The sequence below is a fragment of the Microbacterium candidum genome, from assembly GCF_030315975.1.
GTDB lineage: Bacteria > Actinomycetota > Actinomycetes > Actinomycetales > Microbacteriaceae > Microbacterium > Microbacterium candidum.
On record NZ_JASXSZ010000001.1, the window covers coordinates 71,409 to 93,655 of the forward strand.

Sequence of the window (22,247 nt, forward strand, 5' to 3'; positions counted from 1 at the left end):
TCTCCGCATGTCCTGCACCGCAGCGGCGGGCATCGATCGAGAGGTGACCCGGTGACCGTCTCACTCGCACCGCGCGTGCCCGTCAAGCGGACGCGCGAAGAGCTCAAGGCCATCGCGGAGCGCGGCGCGGTCGAGCTCGGCAGCCTCACCGACCACGAGGCGACGCCGGCCGAGGTCGTCGCGTGGGTCGCGGAGAACTTCGGAGTGGATGCGGCGGCCGTCGCCTGCTCGATGGCCGACGCGGCTCTGCCCCACCTCGTCGCCGAGGGGCTCCCGGGCGTCGACGTGCTGTTCCTCGACACCGGGTACCACTTCGCCGAGACCTACTCCACGCGCGACGAGGTCGAGCGGGTGCTCGACGTCCGGATCATCGACATCACGCCGGAGCAGACGGTCGCCGAACAGGACGCGGAATTCGGCGCGAAGCTGTTCGAGCGCGACCCCGCGCTGTGCTGCGCACGCCGCAAGGTCGCTCCGCTCCAGGAGGCGCTCGGCGGCTACGAGGTGTGGTTCACCGGCGTCCGGCGTGACGAGGCGCCGACCCGCACGAACACGCCGCTCGTCACCTGGGACGAGCGGAACGGGCTCGTGAAGGTCAACCCGGTCGCATCCTGGTCCTTCGACGACCTCCTCGGCTACGCGGCCGAGCACAAGGCGCCCGTCAACCTCCTCGTGAACTTCGGCTACCCGTCGATCGGATGCGAGCCCTGCACGAAGCCGGTCGCCGCCGGCGAAGACCCCCGATCCGGCCGCTGGGCCGGCTCCTCGAAGACGGAATGCGGGCTGCACGTATGACCATTTCCGACACCCTGCGTTTCGACTCGCGAGCTCGCTCAACGCCCGAGAGCCTCGACGCGCTCGACCTGCTCGAGGCCGAGGCCATCCACATCATCCGCGAGGTTGTCGCGGAGTTCGAGCGACCCGTGCTGCTCTTCTCCGGCGGCAAGGACTCCGTCGTCGTCCTCCATCTCGCGACGAAGGCGTTCTTCCCCTGTCGCGTGCCGTTCCCCGTCCTGCACGTGGACACCGGCCACAACTTCCCCGAGGTCATCGCGTTCCGTGATGAGACCGTCGAGCGACTCGGCATCCGTCTCGAGGTCGCCCGCGTCCAGGACTACATCGACGACGGCCGCCTCGCCGAGCGCGCCGACGGCACGCGCAACCCGCTGCAGACGACCCCTCTGCTCGATGCGATCGCCGCAGGCAAGCACGACGCGGTCTTCGGCGGCGCCCGTCGCGACGAGGACAAGGCCCGGGCGAAGGAGCGGATCATCTCGCTGCGCGACGAGTTCGGCCAGTGGGACCCGCGCAACCAGCGACCGGAACTCTGGAGCCTGTACAACGGCCGCCACACGCCGGGCCAGCACGTGCGCGCCTTCCCGATCTCGAACTGGACCGAGCTCGACGTCTGGCGCTACATCGAGCGCGAGGACATCGCCCTCCCCCCGCTGTACTTCGCGCACGAGCGCGACGTCTTCCGTCGCGACGGGATGTGGCGTGCTGTCGGCGAGGTCTCGCAGCCTCTCGCCCACGAGACCGTGGAGCGCCGGACGGTCCGCTACCGCACGGTCGGCGACATGAGCTGCACCGGAGCGGTCGAGTCGGATGCCGACACGACGGCGGCGATCGTCGCCGAGGTCGCCGTGTCCACCCTGACCGAGCGGGGCGCCACGCGCGCCGACGACCGCATCAGCGAAGCGGCGATGGAAGACCGCAAGAAGGACGGGTACTTCTGATGACCACCGCGACGCTTCGACAGGCTCAGCGACCGGTGGGGCAGACGCTCTTCCGGTTCGCCACGGCGGGGTCGGTGGATGACGGGAAGTCGACGCTCGTCGGGCGTCTCCTGCACGACGCGAAGGCGATCCTCGCCGACCAGCTCGAGCAGGTCGCCCGCACCTCCGCCGAGCGCGGCTTCGCGCACGGCACCGGCTTCGACTTCGCTCTCCTCACCGACGGCCTGCGCGCAGAACGCGAGCAGGGCATCACGATCGACGTCGCCTACCGCTACTTCGCGACCGACCGGCGCAGCTTCATCCTCGCCGACTGCCCCGGGCACGTGCAGTACACGCGCAACATGGTCACGGGCTCCGCGACGGCCGATGCCGTCATCGTGCTCGTCGACGCGCGCAAGGGCGTCCTCGAGCAGACCCGTCGCCACCTCGCCGTCGTCGCGCTGCTGCGCGTGCCGCACGTCATCGTCGCCGTCAACAAGATCGACCTCGTCGAATTCGACGAGAACGTCTTCGCCGATGTCGAGGCGCAGGCCCGCGCGGTCGCGGCCGAGCTCGCCATCGAGGACCTCCACGTCCTCCCCGTCTCGGCCCTCGAGGGCGACAACATCGTCGACCACTCCGACCGCACGCCCTGGTACAAGGGCCCGTCGCTGATCGAACTGCTGGAGACGCTCCCCTCCGAGGACGAGCTCGAGACCGCGTACGAGCCGTTCCGCCTGCCGGTGCAGCTCGTCATCCGGCCGCAGGGCGGCCTCGCACCGGGCCTCGATGCGGATGTGTTCCGCGACTACCGCGCCTCGGCCGGCCGCATCGCGTCGGGTCGCGTCCGCGTCGGCGACCGCGTCACCGTGCTCCCCGCCGGCATCGAGACGACCGTCACCGGGCTGCGTATCGCGGGCGAGACCGCGGACGAGGCATCCGCTCCGCAGTCGGTCGCGATCGAACTGGCGGACGACGTGGATGCCGCGCGCGGCGCGCTGCTCGCCGCATCCGACTCCGCGCCGGCTCCGACCCGGGAGTTCGACGCCGAGCTGTTCCAGCTCGACGCGCGGGGGCTCGCCTCCGGCGCGCGCGTGCTCATCAAGCACGGCACGTCGACGGTGCAGGGCATCGTCCAGATCACGAGCCGCTACGACCTGGACGCGCTGGCCCACGGGGATGCCGCATCCCTCGACGTCAACGACATCGGACGCGCCCGCGTGCGCGTCGCCGCCGACCTGACGGTCGAGCCGTACGCGCAGGGACGCGCGGGCGGTTCGTTCCTCGTCATCCACCCGTCCGACGGCGCCACGCTCGCCGCCGGCACCGTCCTCGGCTGATCCGGCCAGGACCCCGCTGAAGAAGAAGGAGGCGCAACGCATGAAGAAGACCGCGAAGTTCACGACCCTGGCCCTGGCGGCCATGATGCTCACCGGGCTCGCCGGCTGCGCCGCCTCCGCGGATGCCGCGACGAAGCCCGTCGCGAACCTGGATGCGGGGACCCCCGCATCCGAGATCCGCATCGGCTACTTCGCCAACGTCACCCACGCTCCGGCGCTCGTCGGCCTGCAGGAGGGGATCTTCGCCAAGGACATCGACGCGAAGATCACGACGCAGGTGTTCAACGCGGGTCCCGCAGCCATCGAGGCGCTGTCGGCCGGCGCGATCGACGCGGCCTTCATCGGCCCGAACCCGTCGATCAACTCGTACATCCAGTCCGCGGGACGCTCGGTGCGCATCGTCGCCGGCGCGACGACCGGCGGCGCCGCGCTCGTCGTCAAGAGCGACATCACGAAGCCCGAGGAGCTCAAGGGCAAGACCCTCACGACCCCCCAGCTCGGGAACACGCAGGATGTCGCGCTGCGCAGCTGGCTGAAGGGCAAGGGCTTCCAGACCGACACCACCGGCGGCGGCGACGTCCACATCACGCCGACCGACAACGCGCAGACCCTCGCCCTGTTCCAGCAGGGCAAGATCGACGGCGCGTGGCTGCCGGAGCCGTGGGTGTCGCGACTGGTCGAGGATGCGGGCGCCAAGGTGCTCGTCGACGAGGCCGATCTGTGGAAGAACGGCGCCTTCCCGACGACCGTGCTGCTGGTGAACGCCGACTTCCTCGCGAAGCACCCGCAGACGGTCAAGCAGCTCGTGAAGGGCGACGTCGACGCGATCACCTGGCTCAACGACAACACGGCGAAGGCCGCGAGCGCGATCAACGAGAAGCTCAAGGCGGATGCGGGCAAGGGTCTGTCCGATGCCGTGCTGAACCGGTCGCTCGAGCATGTGACGTTCTCGGCCGACCCGCAGGCGCAGACCTTCCAGGAGCTCGTGCAGCACGGCCTCGACGCCGGGACGCAGAAGCGCGGCTCGATCGACGGGCTGTTCGACCTGCGCCTGCTGAACCAGATCCTGAAGGCCGACGGTCAGAAGACCGTGTCCGCGGCGGGGCTGGGCGAGCAGTGAGCAACGGATCGCCGGCTGCCGGTGCTTCGGGGCCGGGACGCCTCGGGCCGAGCTTCGACATGGCCACGCCCGCCGTCGCCGCACCCGCCGCTCCGGCGCCGGCGATCCGCCTCCAACACGTCGGCAAGCGGTACGGGTCGGGGCCCGTCATCCTCGACGACATCACCCTCGACATCGCCCCCGGCGAGTTCGTGTGCCTGCTCGGCGCCTCGGGATGCGGCAAGTCGACGCTGCTGAACCTCATCGCCGGGCTCGACGCGGTGTCCACCGGATCTGTGGAAGCACCCGAGGCCGCGTTCATGTTCCAGGAGTCGGCGCTCATGCCGTGGCTCACCGCGCGCCGCAACGTCGAGCTGGCGCTGCGCTTGCGCGGTCTCGCGAAGGCGGAGCGCGGCGCGCGCGCTCTCGAGCTCCTCGACATCGTGTCGCTGGCGGATGCGGCCGACAAGCGTCCGCACGAGCTGTCGGGCGGCATGCGTCAGCGTGTGGCGCTCGCTCGGGCTCTCGCGCAGGACCGTCCGGTCCTGCTCATGGACGAGCCGTTCGCGGCCCTCGACGCCATCACCCGCGACGTGCTGCACGAGGAGCTCGAGCGGGTCTGGCGCGCCACCGGTCGAACGATCGTCTTCGTCACCCACAACGTGCGGGAGGCCGCGCGCCTCGGCCAGCGCGTCATCCTGCTCTCCAGCCGTCCCGGCCGCATCGCGGGCCAGTGGCGCACCGCCGGGGCCGACCACGCCGTGATCGAGCAGCAGATCACCGCGCAGCTGCGGAAGGAGATCTCCCGCAATGCCGCATGACACTCAGACCCTCGATGCCCGCGGGTCGTTGAGCGAGCGAGGAACGAGCGAGACGAAACGCAGTGACGACGGCTCGGCGCGTTTCGACTCGCAAGCTCGCTCAACGAGCGATAAGGAGCTCCGCACGCTCGCGGCCGGCCTCGACAGCCTGCAGACGGACGCCGAGACCCGGCCCAGCGCATGGCGCCGCTTCCGCACGAGCGTCCTTCCGCCGATCCTCTTCGTCCTCGCACTGCTCGCCGCGTGGCAGCTGTATGTCGTCATCGCGCAGCCGCGGCCGGACATCGTGCCCGCCCCGGCGGATGTCGCCCTCGCCCTCAGCGACGCGTGGCAGAGCGGCCGCCTGCCGACCGCGATCGCCACGAGCCTGGAGCGCGGCGTCCTCGGCTTCCTCATCTCGGTCGTCGTCGCGACGCCGATCGGGCTGCTGCTCGCCGAGGTCCGCCCGATGCGCCGCGCGGTGGGCCCGATCATCTCCGGGCTGCAGGTGCTGCCCTCGGTCGCCTGGGTCCCCGCCGCGATCCTGTGGTTCGGGTTCTCGGACGCCACGGCCTACTTCGTCGTGCTGATGGGTGCCATCCCGTCCATCGTCAACGGGCTCATCTCGGGAGTCGACCAGGTGCCGCCGCAGCTGCGGCGCGTCGGCACCGTCCTCGGGGCGCGCAAGTTCAGTCTCGCCACCCTCATCGTCCTGCCCGCCGCGCTCCCCGGCTACGTGGCGGGTCTCAAGCAGGGCTGGGCCTTCTCGTGGCGGTCGCTCATGGCCGCGGAGATCATCACCGTCGGAGGAACCATGGGCTTCGGACTCGGATCACTGCTCGACCAGTCGCGCGAGCTCGCGGACATCTCGTCGGTGCTCGCCGCGATCCTCGTCATCCTCGTCATCGGGATCCTGGTCGAGCTCGTCGTGTTCGCGCCGTTCGAGCGACGGCTGCTGCGTCGCCGCGGCCTCCTCGTGGAGACAGGCCGATGAGCGCCGTCGATCGCGGGTCGTTGAGCGATCGCGGGTCGTTGAGCGAGGGAGCGCAGCGACCGAGACGAACCGCAGAGACGAGACGCAGTGCGGACGGCTCACCGCGTTTCGACTCGCAAGCTCGCTCAACGAGCGGCAAGGTCTGGCTCGTCGGCGCCGGCCCCGGCGACCCGGGCCTCCTGACGCTCCGCGGCCTGCGTGCCCTCGAGCAGGCGGACGTCATCGTCGCCGACCGGCTCGGCGCGCGTGCCGTGCTCGACGGACTCGCGGCCGACGGCGTCGAACTGACGGCCGAGGTCGTCGATGTCGGCAAGCTCCCCGGCCACCACGCCGTGCCGCAGGATGCGATCAACGCCCTGCTCGTCCAGCTCGCACAGGACGGCAAGAACGTGGTCCGGCTGAAGGGCGGCGACCCGTACATCTTCGGGCGCGGCGGCGAGGAGCTCCTCTTCTGCCAAGAGGCCGGCATCGCCGTCGAGGTCGTCCCGGGCATCACGAGTGCCGTGTCGGTGCCGGCGGTCGCCGGCATCCCGCTCACCCACCGCGGGGTCGCGACCGGCTTCACGGTCGTCACCGCGCACGACCAGATCCGTCAGGTCGGCGGCGGGCGAGACCACACGGTCGTCCTCCTCATGGGCGTCGGCACGCTCGCGAACTCGGCGATCACCCTCGCCCGCGGCGATCGCGGCGCGGACTGCCCCGTGGCGATCGTCGAGGACGGCTACGGCGCCAGCCAGCGCGTCACGATCGGCACACTCGCGACGATCGCCCACCAGGCCGCGGCGCGTGGCGTCCGCTCGCCCGCCGTCGTGGTGGTCGGCGACGTCGTACGGCTGAGCCCCTTCGCCCCCGCCGAGCTCGCCACGCTCGACCTCGATTCCTATGACCCGCTCGCCACCGAGCACACCCGGAAGGCCTCCATCTCGTGACCTCGTCGAACCTCTCCCACCTCCGCGTCGCGATCGTCGGCGCCGGCCCCGCCGGCGTCTACGCGGGCAACATCCTGACCAACGCCGTCACGGATGCGGGCGGCACCGTCGCGATCGACCTGTTCGAGTCGCTCCCCGCGCCCTACGGGCTCATCCGCTACGGAGTCGCGCCCGACCACCCGCGCATCAAGGGCATCGTCAACTCCCTGCACGAGATGCTCGATGCCGGCACGACGCGCTTCATCGGCAACGTCGAGGTCGGCCGCGACATCGCGCTCGACGAGCTGCACGAGCGGTACGACGCCGTGATCCTAGCGACCGGTGCGATCCGGGATGCGGCGCTCGACATCCCCGGCATCGACCTGCCGGGCTCCTACGGCGCGGCCGACTTCGTCGCCTGGTACGACGGGCACCCGGACGTCCCGCGCGAGTGGCCGCTCGACCAGCGCGAGGTCGCCGTCATCGGCAACGGGAACGTCGCCCTGGACGTCGCCCGCATCCTCGCGAAGCACGCTGTGGACCTGCGTTCGACGGAGGTCCCCGACAACGTGCTCGCAGGTCTCGAGGCATCGCCCGTCACCGACGTCCACGTCTTCGGGCGTCGTGGGCCGCAGGACATCAAATTCACGCCGATCGAACTGCGCGAGCTGGGCGAAGTGCGCGATGTGGACATCGTCCTGCACGACGAGGACTTCGAGCACCTCGACGGATGGGTCGCGCCGAACAACCAGTACAAGGTCATGCTGCGCACGCTCGAGCAGTGGCGCACCCGCCCGGTGGGTGAGGCATCCCGCCGTCTGCATCTGCACTTCTGGCACGCGCCGGTCGAGGTCGTCGGCACGGACGGCGTCGAGGCGGTGCGGTTCGAGCGCACGGTCCCGACGGAGGACGGCGTCGTCGGCACGGGCGAGTTCCGCGAGATCCCGGTGCAGCAGGTCTACCGCGCCGTCGGATACTTCGGGTCGCCGATCGTCGACGCGCCGTTCGACGACGCCCGCGGCGTCATCCCGAACGTCGAGGGCCGTGTGTCGAGCGGCCTCTACGCGACCGGCTGGATCAAGCGCGGACCGGTCGGCCTCATCGGCCACACGAAGTCCGACGCGATGGAGACGATCGGGCACCTGGTCGCGGATGTCGAGGCTGGGGCCCTCGCGGCGCCGACCGTCGACGGCGATGTCCTCGATCTCCTCGACGAGCGCGAGGTCGCCTACACGACGTGGGCCGGATGGCTCGCCCTCGACGCCCACGAGCGCGCCCTCGGCGCCGACCACGAGCACAGCCGCGAGCGCGTCAAGGTCGTCCCCCGCGACGAGCAGGTCGAGGTCTCCCGCGGCGCGCTCCTCCGCTCATGAGCGGCGACCCGCGGGCCGTTGAGCGAGGGAGGAACGACCGAGACGACACGTCGCAAGCCGACCTCGTATCGTCACCGCGTTTCGACTCGCTTCGCTCGCTCAACGACCCGCAGGGGGACGTCGTCGATGTCGTGGTCGTCGGCGGCGGCCCGGCGGGTCTGTCGGCGGCGCTGAACCTCGGCCGCGCCCGCGCGACGGTCGTGGTGGTGGATGCGGATCGACCCCGCAATGCGGCGACGCTCCGCTCCCATGGCTTCCTGACGCGCGACGGCATTCCGCCGCAGGAGCTCCGCCGCCTCGCGCGCGCCGAGCTCGAGGCGTACCCGAACGTCCGGATCCTCTCCCGCACGCGCGCGACCACCATCCATCGAGGTGCCACAACTGGCGAGAATGCGGCCCCCGATTCCGACCATTCGCGGCAACTCGACGACACGGACATGTTCCGGGTGCAGACCGAGGGGCGCGGGGGCGCCGCATCCATCTCCGCGAGGGCCGTCCTCGTGGCGACGGGCCTGCGCGAGACGCTCCCGGACGTGCCGAACATCCGCGGCTTCTATGGCATGAGCCTGTTCAGCTGCGCCGCGTGCGACGCGTGGGAGCTGCAGGACCGCCCGCTCGCTCTCATCGGCGAGACCGGCGACCTCGCCGCACGCGCGCGGCTCATCGCCCGCTGGACGCACAGCCTCTCGGTGTTCACGAACGGCGCGGACACGGTGGATGCCGCGGACGAGGCCGAACTCGCCGCATCCGGTGTCCGCGTCGAACGCGCGCCGATCGTCGAGCTCGAGGGCGACCGGGGCGCCATCACCGGCATCCGACTGGCGGACGGCACGGCCGTCGCGGTCGAGGGCGGCTTCGTGCGCCCGGTCTGGACCGCGGCACTCGAGTTCCTCGAGGGTGTCGACGCGTACCGCGACGAGCACGGCCACCTGGTGGTCGACCGGTCCGGACGGACGAACGTGCCTGGCCTGTACGCGGCGGGGGATGCGGCAGCCCCGGGTCCGCAGCAGCTCATCGTCGCCGCCGGCCAGGGCGCTCGCGCCGCCGCGGTGATCGTCCACGATCTCGTGGGCGTCGTCACCGCCCACTGAGCGGAGCCGGGCCGAGACAAAGGGCACCGAAGACAGAGAACGAGCCGAGTCCACAGGCAGGGACTCGGCTCGTCCAGGGGATGCCGCCGGCTATGTTCGGGGAACCGGCGTTGTGGTGCACGGCGTGCCGACCCCCGGCGACACGCTGTCGTTCTGCGGGTTTCCGGCCTCGGCCGTTCTGATGATCAGGCGTTCATCCCCGCGGAACTTCTCGCTACGAAGACTACGCACGTGCGTTTCACAGCCGGATTCGGAATGTGGGCGGTCTCGATGCCGCGCAGTTCACGACTCGTCGAGCGGGTCCTCGTCGAAACCCCAGCTGAGGTCGACCGCCCCCGGGCCGAAATTCCAGCGCACGCGGTGGAGGGATGCGGGTGCGCTCAACGCCGGGCTGGCGACTTTCCGCGCCCCGGCCGTCAACTCCACCTCGTCGAACCAGTCCGGCACGTGGCCCGGTGTGAAGCGGAACCATTGGATGAGCTCCCGCAGCGGCCGGCGCGAGCCGGAGAGGTGCCGCCGGCGGATCGGATAGCCCTCAGGGAACACCACCGTCAGGCACACCATGGCCGTCTCGCCGCGCCGGATCGTCCGGTCGAGCGTGACGCCGAACCCGAACATCCGCCCGTTCGCGTGGGCGAGGACGGGCGCCGGAACGCCGCCTCCGTCGACCGTGAAGACCGGCATGACGGATGTGGGGACGGGTGAGGTGAGGACGAAGCCCACCGACTCGACCGCGTCCTCCACGCACTGGAGGAGCATCAGCACGCGGACCGAGGAGACCGAGCCCCGCGCATCCACGTCGATGACCTCCTCCATCGAGACGACCCGTGTCTTCGCCGGCGGGGTGACGCCCAGCGCGGCATACAGCTCGCGGTAGTCCGGGTCCGTCTCGAACGCCGGCGCCTGCTCCGACACCGCTCCGACGCGCGAAGAGCGCCCGATGACATGGCGCGTGAGCGATCCGGGCGAGAGGTCGAGGACATCCTCGATCGCGGAGACCGCCCTCAGCGACCTGCCGCCTTCCGGATGCCGCTCACCGCTGCGCCAGTAGTTCAGCGTCGACGCCGAGACGATCACCCCCGCCTCCGTCAGCCGCATCCGCAGCCACGAGAGGGATGCCGATCGCAGCCGCAGCGCCACGTCGAAGGCCTCGGCGAACGAGTCGCCCGGCGGTGCCGCGGCGGTCACGACGCCCTCCTTGCCGACAGCTCCGGGGGTTCGCCGGATCCCCACTCGAGCGAGATGCTGCCGGGCCCGAAGTTCCAGCGCGTCTGGTGGATGGATGTCGGCGCGTCCAGTCCACGGAACTCCGCCCTCTGCCCGTTCGGTGAGACCTCCACCTCGACGAACCAGTCCGGCACTCCCGAGGGGCTGAAGCGCACCCAGTTGCCGAGCTTCCGCGCCGGCTGGCTCACCCCCACGATCGCGAGGCGTCCCGCGGAGTGCCCCGGCGGGTACTCGAAGGTGAGCACGAGCATCGCTGTGTCACCCTGGGCGAGCGGACGGTCGGGCGCCACCGCTGCGCTCACCATCCGGTTCCCGGCACTCACGTGGATGCCCTGCAGCGTGCCGCCCTCGATCGCCGAGACGGAGGGCAGCACCGCGAAGCCGTCCGGGGCGGCGGTGCTCCAGCGGAACCGCTCGATGCGCTCGCCCGTGCAGCGCAGGAGCAGGTGCACGGCGGCGCGCTCCAGCGTCCCGTCCTCTCTGACGTCGCAGATCTGCTGCATGGACAGCGCGCGGAACGTGCTGCTCGGCGCCGTGTCCAGGGCACCTTGCGCCTCCGCCACGAGCGCCGGGAAGTCGATCCCCCAGTCCTTCCGGTAGCGGACATCCGGCTGCGGCAGCGGAGCGGGCGGACGCCTGCGAGTGGCGAGTTCCGCGAGTGCTCCCGGCGCAAGGCCGAGCACGTCCTCGATGTCTCCGATCACCTCGCGGCGGTCGTCGAGGTCGGGCACGCGCGCACCCGAGCGCCAGTAGCTCAGGGCGGCGAGCGACACGCGATTCCCATGGCCTTCGAGCCGATGCCGGAGCGCGGTCAACGTGACGCCGCGCGCCGAGAGCGCGTCACTGAACGCCGACGCGAATGTCGCGTCGGCACGCCGGTCCGAAGAGCCGGCCGTCGGATTCTGTGACATGTCGCCCCCCGCGACGTGGAACAGCGGCCGTTTCCTGCACTGAGATTAGCGCTCAGCGTGCCGTAGCGTCACCCACTCCCGTGTGAATGACGAACCCGCACCGACCGGATCAGCGGCCCTGCGAACCCGCATCCGTCACGCCCACGTCCGTCACGTGGAAGCGCTGGAACGAACGGGATGCCGTCGGCCCGCGCTGGCCCTGATAGCGGTTGCCGTAGAGGCCTGACCCGTAGGGGCTCTCCGCCGGGGAGGAGAGCTGGAAGAAGCACATCTGCCCGATCTTCATCCCGGGCCACAGCTTGATCGGAAGCGTCGCGACGTTCGACAGCTCGAGGGTCACGTGTCCGGAGAAGCCGGGGTCGATGAAGCCCGCCGTCGAGTGGGTCAGCAGCCCGAGTCGGCCGAGCGACGACTTGCCCTCCAGGCGAGCCGCGATGTCGTCGGGGAGTGTGACCTGCTCGAACGTGGACCCGAGCGCGAACTCGCCGGGGTGCAGGATGAAGGGTTCATCGGGGTCGACCTCGACAAGGTGCGTGAGGTCGGGCTGGTCGACCGCAGGATCGATGAAGGGGTACTTGTGGTTGTCGAACAGCCGGAAGTACCGGTCGAGCCGCACGTCGACGCTGGATGGCTGCACCATCTCGGCATCCCACGGCGCCAGGCCGATGCGCTCGGACTCGATCTCGCGACGGATATCCCGGTCAGACAGCAGCACCCGTTCAGCCTAGCTTTCGCGGCGGGATGCGGTCAGCGTCCGGGTTCCGGCAGCACCCAGAATCCCGGATCGCCCGGTGCGAGCGCGACGTGCTCGGCCGACACGAGCCGCACGTCCGCCGCGCCCGCGAAGCCCGCGCCGAACGCGTCCATCATGCGGTGGTGGTTCCACGTGAAGACCGGACGAGCCAGCGGTGACAGCGCCCGCATCCACGGTTTCGGCGTCTCCACCAGCCACGCGAACCAGATGGTGAGTCGATCGTCCTGGAACGGCTCCACCGCTGCGCGCCCGCGCCCCACGAGCTCGCCGGAGGCGACCGCCTCGACGAACCGCATCGGCTCGATCGCGGTGATCTCGGTCTCGTACGTGAACCGATAGCCGAAGGGCGCACGCACGGTGTACCGGTGGGCTGCCCCGACGTCGGCGGCGCCTGCCGGTGCGCGGAGCAGTTCGACGCGCTCGAGCCCGCGCCACCACTGCACCCACCCCTCGACGTCGCGCAGGACCTCCCACACGCGCATCGGGTCGCCGACGACGCGGTACGTGCTGACGAAGTGGTACCGCGCGTCCATGCCCTGCCCATCCGGCCGCCGGTCCGGCGATCCCTGACGCTATGGTGCACCAACGGAAGAGGCCGGGGTGCGAGCCCCGGCCTCTTCCGGACGCCGCGCACGCGGCATCCATCACCCGATCAGCGGTCCTGGCGCCATCCGGCGAGCCCCGGAAGGACGCGGGTCCCTTCCTTCTGGACCGCGGTCAGCGATGCCGGGTTCAGCCCTAGCACCGACAGGATCGTCGGGGCCACCTGCGTGGTCTCGACCGGCGCACCGATGACACGGGCCGGGATGCGGGGCCCGTCGACCACCATCAGGACGTGGGTGTCGCCGCTGTTCATACCGCCGTGCTCGGCGAGCTTCGTCGGCTTCGCGTAGACGATGCCCTCCTGCACCTTGCCGAACACGTCGGGGTAGCGCCCGTCGTTGGCCGCGACGCCGAAGAAGGATGCGGCATCCGCCCCCGCCCAGATCTCGGCGAGGCCGGAGTGCTGCACCGTCACCGGCTTCTTGTTCACGTCGTAGCCCTGCGCGGTGTGGTTCCAGAGGTAGTCCTTGACGAACGACGTCGCCGCCGCCGAGGTGTCGGACAGGTAGGACTGCCACAGGTCGTCGTCGGTGCCGGCGACGATGAGGCTCGCGGTGCCGGGGTGCGTCTGCGCCCACGCCGCGTTGATCGCGTCGACGATCGGACCGTCCTTGACCGTGACGAGCTTGTTCGGGTCCTGCGGCGACTGACCGTGCTTGGCCGTGACGATGATCGTCGTCTTGTCGGTGAGGCCGGCCTTCTGGATGGAGGCGACCATGCGTCCGAGCTGGGCGTCGACGTAGTCGAGTGCGCTCGAGAGCACCGGTCCGGGGACCAGCTGTCCCTGCACCCAGGCGTAGCCACCGGCCTCCGGTGCGCTCGTCGTGTACGAGCCGTCGGGGTTGTGGATGAGGGTCGTCGGCGTCGAGCGGATCTTCTGCGCGACCGACACCGTCTGGAAGTTCATCCCGAGGATCGCCGGCGTGCCGACCTTCGTCTTGCCGGAGTGGTCGAGGCCGCCGATCTCGTTGAGGACCGCCTGCACCTTGTAGCCGTCGTACTGCTTCGTGGCGGCATTGATGTGCGCCCAGTCGTCGTCCTGCGGGTACGGGATGCCGTTCGGCATCACGGCCTGCGAGTCGATCTCCGGCGCGAACAGGTCGTCGATGCTCTGGCCGCCCGAGCCCGGGCCGTTGAAGGAGGCGTAGACGGCGTGCTTGTCCGACCACGCGGTGCGCAGGCCTGCCTTGTGGATGACCTGGAAGATCGTGTTGTCGCCGAGGTAGTCCCACGGCGTGATCGGCTGGCATGTCTTCGGGTCGACCGGGAACGTCCCCGGGTTGAGCGACGTCTTCGGGTCGAAGGTCAGGTTCATGATCGCGGCCGGGTTCGTGTCGACGCCCTGCGGGTAGATCGAGCCGTTCTCGTCGAACGACGGGAACGACCCGGTGCCGGTGGGCGCGAGGTCGTTCACCGAGGCGAGTGCGTCGTCGGGCGAGTCGTAGATCACGTCGCCGCCGGTCGCCGCCTTGCCCGGGGTGCACTGGGCGCCCGCCTCGTCGACCTTGTGGCTGTACTCGACGTCGTAGTAGACGCCGGTCGACTTCGGGTTGCCGCCGGTCATCAGCGCTGTTCCACCGGGATCGGAATCGGACGGGTTGGACGTCTTCGCATTCGTGTATTCGGTGCCGCCGCGGGTGAGCTTCGCGAGGGTCGAATCCGGATGCTGCGAGACATACCAGTTCAGGTCGCTCTGATGCATTCCGTCGACCGAGATCAGCAGCACATGCTGCGATCGACCGTTGGCGTCCGGGTGGTCCGCCGCCGACGCGCTGGTCGCCGTCACCGCACCGACGACACCGGTCGCGACCAGCGCCGCGATGCCCGACGCGGCGACCGTCGCCCGCATCCTCGCCTTACCGCTCATAGGATTCCTCCGTCACGGCGCGGGTGATGGCGTTAAGGGGGTGCCGCCGGAAGTCAGCCGCGCGCAGCTCACACGTTCGCGACCGGATGTGAACGTGGATGGAAGCGGGAATGGCATTCGAATGAATGGTGGCCGGTTCTATGCCATTGCTGTGTGGTGGCTCTTATGATGCGATGCGGGCGCTACGTGCGGGCATGACCACTGTCGTGTGAACACCTGAGCCGTCGTCTCAGCTCGCAGTCTGCGGATGGGGATCACGGCTTCGCCACCAGTGGCGTGATGCGACGCACGCGATCACGGCCCCGACGGTGTTGACGAGAACGTCGTCGATCGAGGACACCCGGCCGAGCTGCAGCACATGCTGGAGTATCTCGAGGAGCAGCGAGATCCCAGCGGCGATCAGGGCAACCGCTGCAGGGACCCACTTCGGGGCCGCGAGGCGGAACCTGATCGGGAGGAAGAAGCCGACCGCGGCGAGGACGAGGAGATTCCCGCCGACCTGAACGATCGCATCGTCGCCACGAAGCGTCACCATCAGGTCTTGGAACGGAACGAGCGAGACGCCGCCGACGCCTGGTCGTGGCGTCATGATCATCCACACCCATGGAATGGTGCCGAGCACAAGACCCACTTCCGCGGTACTCGCCCGCCACGCCCAGGATCGGGTTGCCCCGTGTCGCAGGCGCCATCGGGCCAAGGCCCAGACGACCGCGATGCCCGCAGGGATCCCGACCAGGATGGCTGCCGCGACGACCGGGCCGTAGCGTTCCATCGCACCGACCATCGACTCCTCCCGTCCGAGATCGGTTGCCCGACCAAGCCCCTGATCGGCCGAGCGGTACAGGCTATCTCGGCAATGTGTTGACGGCGGCCGCGAAGCGCCGCGCCGAGCGTTCGGCGAGCTGACCCGCCTCGGCTAGCATTCGGGGATGACGAACGAGGGTCCGATCGACGACGTCCCGATCGGCAGCGAGGGGATCCGCCTCGGACAGTTCCTGAAGTTCGCCGGCCTCCTCGATTCGGGCGGAGAGGTCAAAGAGGCCATCGCCGATGGCGACGTCACTGTGAACGGCGAAGTGGATCGCCGACGTGGGCGCCAGCTGCAGCTCGGCGACGTCGTGACTTTCGAGGGACGCAGCGTCCGCGTCTGTCCCTGACGCCGCGGCCGGCGACGACGGACGGCATCACGAGACATCGACCCGATCGAACGCCCGCCGGGGGGCATGTTCAGGGGATCCGCGAACTGCTGGGTAGTATGTACGGGACGCCGTGATCCACGGCATCATCCATATGTGAACACCGAGTCTTGACGAGACCTCCGGGTCCCCGTGTTTTCAAGGCTTCGGGGCTGTAGTTCAATGGCAGAACTTCTGCTTCCCAAGCAGACAGCGCGGGTTCGATTCCCGTCAGCCCCTCCATCTTCCTGTGAGCACAAGTGTGTGCACCCGAGTCTCGGGTTGCGAACCTGCCGAGGGGCCGTGAACACGGCCGCGGTGGGCTGTATGCCCCGCGAGCGCGACTCCCGGGGTGCCATGCCCGACAGAGCGACGCGCGTCAGCGATCTGACGGAAGCGTGACTGGCCGACGTCCACCTGTGCGCCGCGCGCCTTCGCCGGCTACCGGTCCAGCGTGAATGCCAACATCATCTCGGCCCTCGGGAACTGTGTACTCCAGCCGACAGCAGTTTCCTCATGGCTGTCGCGCGTTCCGTTCGTGAGACCCTTGCGCGTTGCCTGCGCCGCCGGTGTCGGCGGCGCAGGCAGCGTGACTCACGGGACTGGGGTCAGGGTCCAGGCCTCGTTGGAGGCGCTCAGCGGGGACCACTGGTCAACCTTGCCCCCGTTGCTGAGGGATGCACCGTACACGTCGAGGACACGCCCCGACTCGAGGTTGGTGATCACCCATCCGCTGTTGACGTCCGGCGTGAACTTCCACAGCTGGTGGTTGTCACCTGTGTAGGTCCATTGGTCGACGGTGCCGCCATTCAGGTGGCTGCGGTTGTTGACTTCGAGGGCCTTGCCACTGTTGCGGTTCAGGATCTTATACAGGTCTCCGCTCACGTTCTGGATGCTCCACTGTTCGTTCGTGGCGCCGGTGACGTTCGTCCACTGGTCCACGGTTCCGCCGTTGGCGGTGGACGCGCCGTTCACGTCGAGCACCTTTCCGCTGTTGACGTTGGTCAGCGTGTAGTAGCTGCTCGGACTGACCGTGAGCGGCGTCTGGGTGAGGGTCTCCCCGATGCCCTGCTGCACCGCGAACTCCGCGAGGTAGAAGGACTGCCCGTCCGTCTTCGCGACGCGGATGTACCGGTACGCCTGCGTGGGGTCGATGCTCCGGGTGTAGCTGCCGGCGTCCGGGATCGTGCGAGAGTCGACCCTGCCGACAACGTTGTAGGTGGCGAAAGTCGGATCGTTCGACGCGCGCACCTCGATGTTGTTCCGTGTCATCGCCTGGTCGAGGTCCTGCCGAGTGGTGATCGTGAACTGGCCCAGCTGATGCGCTGCTCCGAGATCAACCTGCCACCATGCCGCCGTGTCAGCGCCCGCAGACAACCAGCCAGTGCTCGAAGCGCCGTCGTTCGCGTTTCCCGCGGCGAACGCCCCGGAGTACTGCGAAGACGCGGTCGCGGTCTTTCCGTAGGCGAGGTTGACGGCCTGCTTCAGTGAGGCGTAGCTCGGCTCCAGCCCGGCCGCCGTGATCACGGTACTGCCGCTTGTCGTGTTGTTGGTGTTCGTCACACTCGGGCCGTTGTTGTGCAGGACCATGAATGTGTCGACATTCGAAATGACATTACCGGTCACGGTCATATTGGCCGAACCCTGGTCGAGATAGATTCCCGTGGCTGCACTGTTCAGGGAGCCTGCGCCGCGAGTGACTTCATGAACGTAGTTGCCGCTGATGGTGGTGCTCCTGTCATTAGACAGGTGATAAATCCCGCCTCCGTCGGAGAGTGCGTTCATCACATTGCTGACGGCATTGTCCGTGATCTGATTGTTTTGGAGCGCGTTGGCGTCATACGTCCAGCCCCAGCCGAGGGAAATGCCCACCCACGGACTGTTGGAAACATCATTGTGCACGATATTCGTGTAGCTCACGTATCCCGCGTTGATACCGGCCGTTCCCGGATAGTCCTCACCGGTATTGGTGACCAGATTGTCCTGAACGGTCACATTGTTCACGATCTCACCCGGATCCGAGGGGTTGTACGGCGTATCGTTCGGGACGTCCGGATCGGAGAACTTCCCGATCATGATCCCGTTGCCCGCGATGTCGGAGACGATATTGCCGATGATCAAGCTCGAGCTCACCCCGTGGTCGAAGTCGATCGCGGCCGACCCCATCCGTGTGAAGGTGTCTCCGCTGAACGTCAGATTCGACGCGTAGTTGGCATGAATGCCGGCCGGCGGACGGTAGACATACTGGTAGGTCGCATCTGCGGACTTGTTGTACTGCCCACCCTGCGCATTCATCTCTCCGGTGGTCAGCGGGAGCGTCCAGGTCGTGTCGGCGAACGTGATCCCGGAGAACGCGAGCCCCTGTACCGGCGTGCTCACGCCCGTACCCTCAAAATCGAACAGCGTCTGGAGCGTCGGTGCCGTCACCGTGGTCGCCGCCGCCCCCGAAGTCACCGTCGGGTCCTCTCCGGCGCGCGCCTTATAGGTCAACGTTTGCGTCGACGTGTCGACGTAGTACTCACCTGGCTCCGTCAGGAATTCCTTCGCATTCTCGAAATAGAAGGGTTCCCCCGCCTCCGTGACCGGGTTCGGTCGCTGGAACAGGATCCCCGCCATCGCGTCATTGATGCTCAGATTCGCGGTTCCGCCGCTGACGGTGTAAGACTTCAGCGGCAGGTAGCTTTCGCCCCAATACTGCTGAAGAACCATCTCCACGTTCGTGAAGTTGGCCCATTGTTTGACCTGAGAGGCCGCCACCCCAAGGAGTTTGTTGGTGTTGTCGACCGAACGCAGCACGAAATTCTGCCCCGCCTCCGGATACCGGGCAACCGACGCCCGGACACCATTGACATACAACTGATGGAAGTTCAGGGAACCGATCGGCGCGCTGTAGGTGCCGTCCGTGTTCTGTGTCCAGCCGGTGATCGTCTGCGCCGACGTAATAACGGGAGTCTGCCCCTGGTAGGCCTGCCAGTGAATGACGTGTCCGTTTGCCCCCGAGTCCGCGGGCGTGAACGTCACGGTACTCGGCACGGTGTACGTGCCACCGAGAAGATTCACGTCGATGTCCGCGGCCATGCTCGCATTCACGGACCGGACGGCGCTCTGCGCGGCGCCGATCGTCTTGAACGCGGTCGTGACCGAGGTGCCCGCGTTGGCATCACTCCCATTCACGGGATCGACATAGTAGTTCGTCGCCGTGTCCGCGTAACTCGCCGGCGCGAGCAGGCCCGTCGACAGTATCGCCACGGCAAGCAGACTCGACGCGACCACGGGCACGGGTCGCCGCGTCACGGGTGCGAACACACCCCGAAGACGTCCTCTACGCACGAATTTCCCCTCTCGCATGAGACATACGCACCACGGCCGGCGGCAGTGGCGCGGAGGCCAAGATCGGTATCGCACCCAGACGGCCGGCCCGAACGTGAGCGCCGGAACCTTCCACACAGCAGCGACTCATCGTCAGGTCGTCATCACCGACGAACCTCCCACACCCTCTTGGGTTAATGATTATATGATTCGCTGAAACTTCGCAACCCCCCACCCCAGCGAGGTCAGGCGGCCGCGGGGCGTCATCGCCCCCGTGTCTCCCCGCGGCGGACCAGGCCGCACGGGCGCGCGGAACGATCCCCCTATGTGGTCCCGCTCGAGCGGAAAGTCGACGGATCGTCGCGTCTTCTGGGGAGATGGCGCGGGGCGAATCCAACGGTCGGGACGACATGATGCGTCCGCGTTCTGGGATCGAGGCGTGGGCCCCGGAACTGATCAGTCGACCCGGAAGGTGATGGACAGCCCGCAGTCGACGGGCAGGACGGCCCCGGTGATGGCCCGGGCACCCGGGCTCGCCAGGAACTCAACAGCGGCGGCGACATCCTCCGGAGTGGCGATCCGCTGCAACGGATGAGCCCGCAGGACCTTCGAGAGGGCGTCAGGATCGTCACTCCTGGCCGCCCACTCATCGACCAGCCGGGTCTGGGTCCACCCGGGCGCCACGGCGTTGACCCGCACCCCGGCGGACGCATAGTCGGCGGCAAGACTGCGCGTCAGTCCCTCCACGCCGCTTTTCGCAGCCGCGTACGGGAACATCCCGGGGGTGGTCAGTCGCGCGTGGATCGATGACACATTGACGATCGAACCGCGACTCTCGATGAGCGATGGAAGTGCCGCCCGAGCCATGAGCCACACCGACTTCAGGTCGACGTCCATCGCCGAGTCCCAATCGTCTTCCGTCATCGTCACGGCATCGAAGTACGTGTTCTTCCCCGCGTTGTTCACCAGGACGTCGATGCGGCCCCGCTCTTCGATGACATCGCTCATCAATCGGTCGATGTCGGTCGATCGCGTGACATCGACGATGCGCGCCATCACATCCGCACCGCCTTGCTCCAAAGCCGATGCCGTCGAGTGCAGTGCGTCGGGATCCCGGTCGACGAGGACGACCGTGTCGCCACTGTCGCCGAATGCACCGGCGATGGCCTGTCCGATGCCGCGTGCAGCGCCCGTGACGATGACGACGCGCTTCGCGTTCACCAGTCGGCCACCGATCCATCGGCACCGCGCACGGCCAGCTGGGGTTCCGGGCGATACGGATGCTGCGCTGCTGCTTCCTCGTCGATGGAAACGCCCCATCCCGGACCGGCCGGGGCCGTGATGAAGCCGTCGACGATCGGGGCAGCGGGGGAAACAACCTCGTCGCGCCAGGGGACGTCGGAACGCATCACTTCTTGGATCATGACGCCCGGTGTTGCGAATGCGACGTGCTGGTTGACGGCCGTGGCGAGCGGGCCGAGCGGATTGTGCGGTGCGAGCGGAATGTGATGGCTCTCGGCCATCGCAGCGATCTTTCGCAGTGCGGTCGGGCCGCCCACGTGACAGATGTCGGGCTGAAGGACGGCTGCAGCCCCGACGGCGAGGTGGTCGCGGAAGTCCTGCAGGCTGATGAGGCGTTCGCCGGTGGCGATCGGAACGCGCAGCGCATCGCGGACCTGGACCAATCCCGCAGAATTGCCCGGCTGGACGGGTTCTTCGATGAACCACGGGTCGAACTCCTCGAGCACGCGACCGTAGGCGATCGCGGCGCCCACCGACGGCCGCCCGTGGAAGTCCACCATCACATCCACGTCATCGCCGACCGCGTCGCGGATCGATCGCATGATGTCGGCGGTCCGCCGAAGATCCGGGGCAGAGGGCAAGCCCGTCCCGGAGGGAACGGCCAGGACCTTGAGTGCGGTGAAGCCGTCTTCTCGGGACCGGAGCGCCGCCGCACCGAACTCGTCATCCGCCGCGCCGTAGACGCTCGAACTGCTTCCGCCACCCAGGTGGTCGTACATGCGCAGCTTGTCGCGGACCCTGCCGCCGAGGACCTCGTAGGCCGGAACGTCGTAGTGCTTCGCCACGATGTCCCAGAGAGCTTGATCGATGCCGGACAGGGCGCTCATGGTCACGACCCCGCCCTGGAAGAAGGGGTCTCTGCACATCGCCTGCCAGAGGAACTCGACCCTCCGGGGGTCCTGCCCGATGACGATGTCAGCCAGGTCGGCGACCGCGCCTTGGACAGCTCGTGCCTTCCACTCGAGAGTCGCCTCGCCCCACCCGACCAATCCGTCGACATCGGTGGACACCTTCACGAACACCCAATTGCGCAGTTCAGCGTTCACGACAAGGGTGTCGATGGCCGTGATCTTCATGAATTTCCTTTCCGGGCCGTCGCGAAGTCCGCGCTCGCCACGGCAAGCAGCGCCTGTGCGATCTCATCGGCCGCGGCGCCATCTCCGGCGTTCACGGCATCAGCGAGCGCCCTGTGCAGGTCCGCTGCCGCCGCCGTCCGCCCCGCGGTCGCGGAGCAGAGGAAGACGTGATGCAGGACCGCTGAGAGCGCGGCACCGATCGAGCCCAGCAGAGGATTGCCGTTGATCTGCCAGAGCGCGATGTGGAAGTCGACATCCGCGCGGACATAGTCCTCTCCCTCAGAGGTCTGCATGCGCGCAGCGCAGTCCAGCAGCGCCGCGCGCTCCTCATCGCTGGCCCGGGCCGCCGCGCGAACGGCCGTCGCCGGCTCGAGCAGCTCCCGGAGTTCGTGAACGTGCCGACCGACACCGTCGGGGTCTGCAGCCCACCACCACCGGATCACGTCCGGGTCCAGGCGATTCCACGACGACTCCTCTCGCACGCGACTGCCCGTCCGCGGACGCACTTCGACGAGGCCCTTGGCGACGAGCTCCTTCATCGCCTCGCGCAGCGCGCCGCGGCTCACGTCGAGCTGGCTGCAGAGAATGTCCTCGACGGGCAGGGTGCCCTGAAGGCGCTCGGCAACGATGGCCGAGCCGAGCTCGTCGACGATCGCACGGTGCCGCGTGCGCTGGGGTGGCAGAACAGGGGTGGCGCTCATAG

The 22,247-nt window shown here is 68.6% G+C and carries 20 protein-coding genes and 1 tRNA gene; 11 read left to right on the forward strand and 10 right to left on the reverse strand.

Annotated elements, in window-relative coordinates; genetic code table 11:
- The first annotated feature begins 51 nt into the window (after positions 1–51).
- Genes QSV35_RS00350 through QSV35_RS00390 form a run of 9 tightly spaced genes read left to right on the forward strand, consistent with a single transcriptional unit; the run spans position 52 to position 9,320 of the window.
- The gene (locus QSV35_RS00350; protein ID WP_286285544.1) at positions 52–795 is read left to right on the forward strand and encodes a phosphoadenylyl-sulfate reductase; all 744 of its coding nucleotides are present in this window, start codon (positions 52–54) and stop codon (positions 793–795) included.
- Positions 792–1,736, forward strand: a complete 945-nt coding sequence (cysD, locus tag QSV35_RS00355) for a sulfate adenylyltransferase subunit CysD (protein ID WP_286285545.1) — start codon at positions 792–794, stop codon at positions 1,734–1,736. Before QSV35_RS00350 ends, cysD begins: the two co-directional genes overlap by 4 nt.
- Complete coding sequence (locus QSV35_RS00360) at positions 1,736–3,055, forward strand: sulfate adenylyltransferase subunit 1 (protein WP_286285546.1); 1,320 nt, start codon at positions 1,736–1,738, stop codon at positions 3,053–3,055. The genes cysD and QSV35_RS00360 overlap by 1 nt, the downstream gene beginning before the upstream one ends.
- A gap of 40 nt (positions 3,056–3,095) precedes the next feature.
- Positions 3,096–4,175 (forward strand): ABC transporter substrate-binding protein, encoded by a 1,080-nt coding sequence (locus QSV35_RS00365; protein ID WP_286285548.1) that lies wholly within the window; start codon positions 3,096–3,098, stop codon positions 4,173–4,175.
- A gap of 59 nt (positions 4,176–4,234) precedes the next feature.
- Positions 4,235–4,975, forward strand: a complete 741-nt coding sequence (locus QSV35_RS00370; RefSeq protein ID WP_286285550.1) for an ABC transporter ATP-binding protein — start codon at positions 4,235–4,237, stop codon at positions 4,973–4,975.
- Positions 4,965–5,948 (forward strand): ABC transporter permease, encoded by a 984-nt coding sequence (locus QSV35_RS00375; RefSeq protein ID WP_286285552.1) that lies wholly within the window; start codon positions 4,965–4,967, stop codon positions 5,946–5,948. The genes QSV35_RS00370 and QSV35_RS00375 overlap by 11 nt, the downstream gene beginning before the upstream one ends.
- Positions 5,945–6,877 (forward strand): uroporphyrinogen-III C-methyltransferase, encoded by a 933-nt coding sequence (gene cobA / locus QSV35_RS00380; RefSeq protein WP_353618944.1) that lies wholly within the window; start codon positions 5,945–5,947, stop codon positions 6,875–6,877. Before QSV35_RS00375 ends, cobA begins: the two co-directional genes overlap by 4 nt.
- The gene (locus QSV35_RS00385; protein WP_286285553.1) at positions 6,874–8,229 is read left to right on the forward strand and encodes an FAD-dependent oxidoreductase; all 1,356 of its coding nucleotides are present in this window, start codon (positions 6,874–6,876) and stop codon (positions 8,227–8,229) included. Before cobA ends, QSV35_RS00385 begins: the two co-directional genes overlap by 4 nt.
- Complete coding sequence (locus QSV35_RS00390; RefSeq protein WP_286285554.1) at positions 8,226–9,320, forward strand: NAD(P)/FAD-dependent oxidoreductase; 1,095 nt, start codon at positions 8,226–8,228, stop codon at positions 9,318–9,320. The genes QSV35_RS00385 and QSV35_RS00390 overlap by 4 nt, the downstream gene beginning before the upstream one ends.
- A 282-nt stretch (positions 9,321–9,602) precedes the next feature.
- Here the strand turns inward: QSV35_RS00390 and QSV35_RS00395 are convergent, their stop codons facing one another.
- From QSV35_RS00395 to QSV35_RS00420, 6 genes are all read right to left on the reverse strand, one after another.
- Positions 9,603–10,508 carry a hypothetical protein gene (locus tag QSV35_RS00395; protein ID WP_286285555.1) on the reverse strand — a complete coding sequence of 302 codons (906 nt, stop codon included), beginning with the start codon at positions 10,506–10,508 and terminating at the stop codon, positions 9,603–9,605.
- Positions 10,505–11,458, reverse strand: coding sequence for a hypothetical protein (locus tag QSV35_RS00400; protein ID WP_286285556.1), 954 nt, complete (start codon positions 11,456–11,458; stop codon positions 10,505–10,507). The genes QSV35_RS00395 and QSV35_RS00400 overlap by 4 nt, the downstream gene beginning before the upstream one ends.
- A 109-nt stretch (positions 11,459–11,567) precedes the next feature.
- Entirely contained in the window at positions 11,568–12,173 is a 606-nt protein-coding gene (dcd, locus tag QSV35_RS00405) for a dCTP deaminase (RefSeq protein ID WP_286285557.1), read from the reverse strand.
- Between the two features lie 32 nt (positions 12,174–12,205).
- Complete coding sequence (locus tag QSV35_RS00410; protein ID WP_286285559.1) at positions 12,206–12,745, reverse strand: SRPBCC family protein; 540 nt, start codon at positions 12,743–12,745, stop codon at positions 12,206–12,208.
- A gap of 119 nt (positions 12,746–12,864) precedes the next feature.
- Positions 12,865–14,682 carry an alkaline phosphatase family protein gene (locus tag QSV35_RS00415; RefSeq protein ID WP_286285560.1) on the reverse strand — a complete coding sequence of 606 codons (1,818 nt, stop codon included), beginning with the start codon at positions 14,680–14,682 and terminating at the stop codon, positions 12,865–12,867.
- Positions 14,683–14,911: 229 nt separating this feature from the next.
- The gene (locus tag QSV35_RS00420; protein WP_286285561.1) at positions 14,912–15,454 is read right to left on the reverse strand and encodes a VanZ family protein; all 543 of its coding nucleotides are present in this window, start codon (positions 15,452–15,454) and stop codon (positions 14,912–14,914) included.
- 157 nt (positions 15,455–15,611) lie between these two features.
- On the opposite strand from QSV35_RS00420, the gene QSV35_RS00425 reads away from it, so the two are divergent.
- The gene (locus QSV35_RS00425) at positions 15,612–15,839 is read left to right on the forward strand and encodes an RNA-binding S4 domain-containing protein (protein ID WP_286285563.1); all 228 of its coding nucleotides are present in this window, start codon (positions 15,612–15,614) and stop codon (positions 15,837–15,839) included.
- A gap of 187 nt (positions 15,840–16,026) precedes the next feature.
- A tRNA-Gly gene (locus QSV35_RS00430) sits at positions 16,027–16,100 on the forward strand.
- 351 nt (positions 16,101–16,451) lie between these two features.
- On the opposite strand, the gene QSV35_RS00435 is transcribed toward QSV35_RS00430, so the two are convergent.
- The 4 genes from QSV35_RS00435 to QSV35_RS00450 all read right to left on the reverse strand — a co-directional run bounded on the left by QSV35_RS00435 (position 16,452) and on the right by QSV35_RS00450 (position 22,245).
- On the reverse strand, positions 16,452–19,136 hold the full coding sequence (locus QSV35_RS00435) for an RICIN domain-containing protein (protein WP_286285566.1): 2,685 nt from the start codon (positions 19,134–19,136) through the stop codon (positions 16,452–16,454).
- A 486-nt stretch (positions 19,137–19,622) separates the two neighbouring features.
- Complete coding sequence (locus QSV35_RS00440) at positions 19,623–20,387, reverse strand: SDR family NAD(P)-dependent oxidoreductase (protein ID WP_286285568.1); 765 nt, start codon at positions 20,385–20,387, stop codon at positions 19,623–19,625.
- A complete protein-coding gene (dgoD, locus tag QSV35_RS00445; protein ID WP_286285569.1) occupies positions 20,384–21,544 on the reverse strand; it encodes a galactonate dehydratase in 1,161 nt (386 codons plus the stop codon). The genes QSV35_RS00440 and dgoD overlap by 4 nt, the downstream gene beginning before the upstream one ends.
- A complete protein-coding gene (locus tag QSV35_RS00450; protein ID WP_286285571.1) occupies positions 21,541–22,245 on the reverse strand; it encodes a FadR/GntR family transcriptional regulator in 705 nt (234 codons plus the stop codon). The genes dgoD and QSV35_RS00450 overlap by 4 nt, the downstream gene beginning before the upstream one ends.
- Positions 22,246–22,247 lie beyond the last annotated feature (2 nt).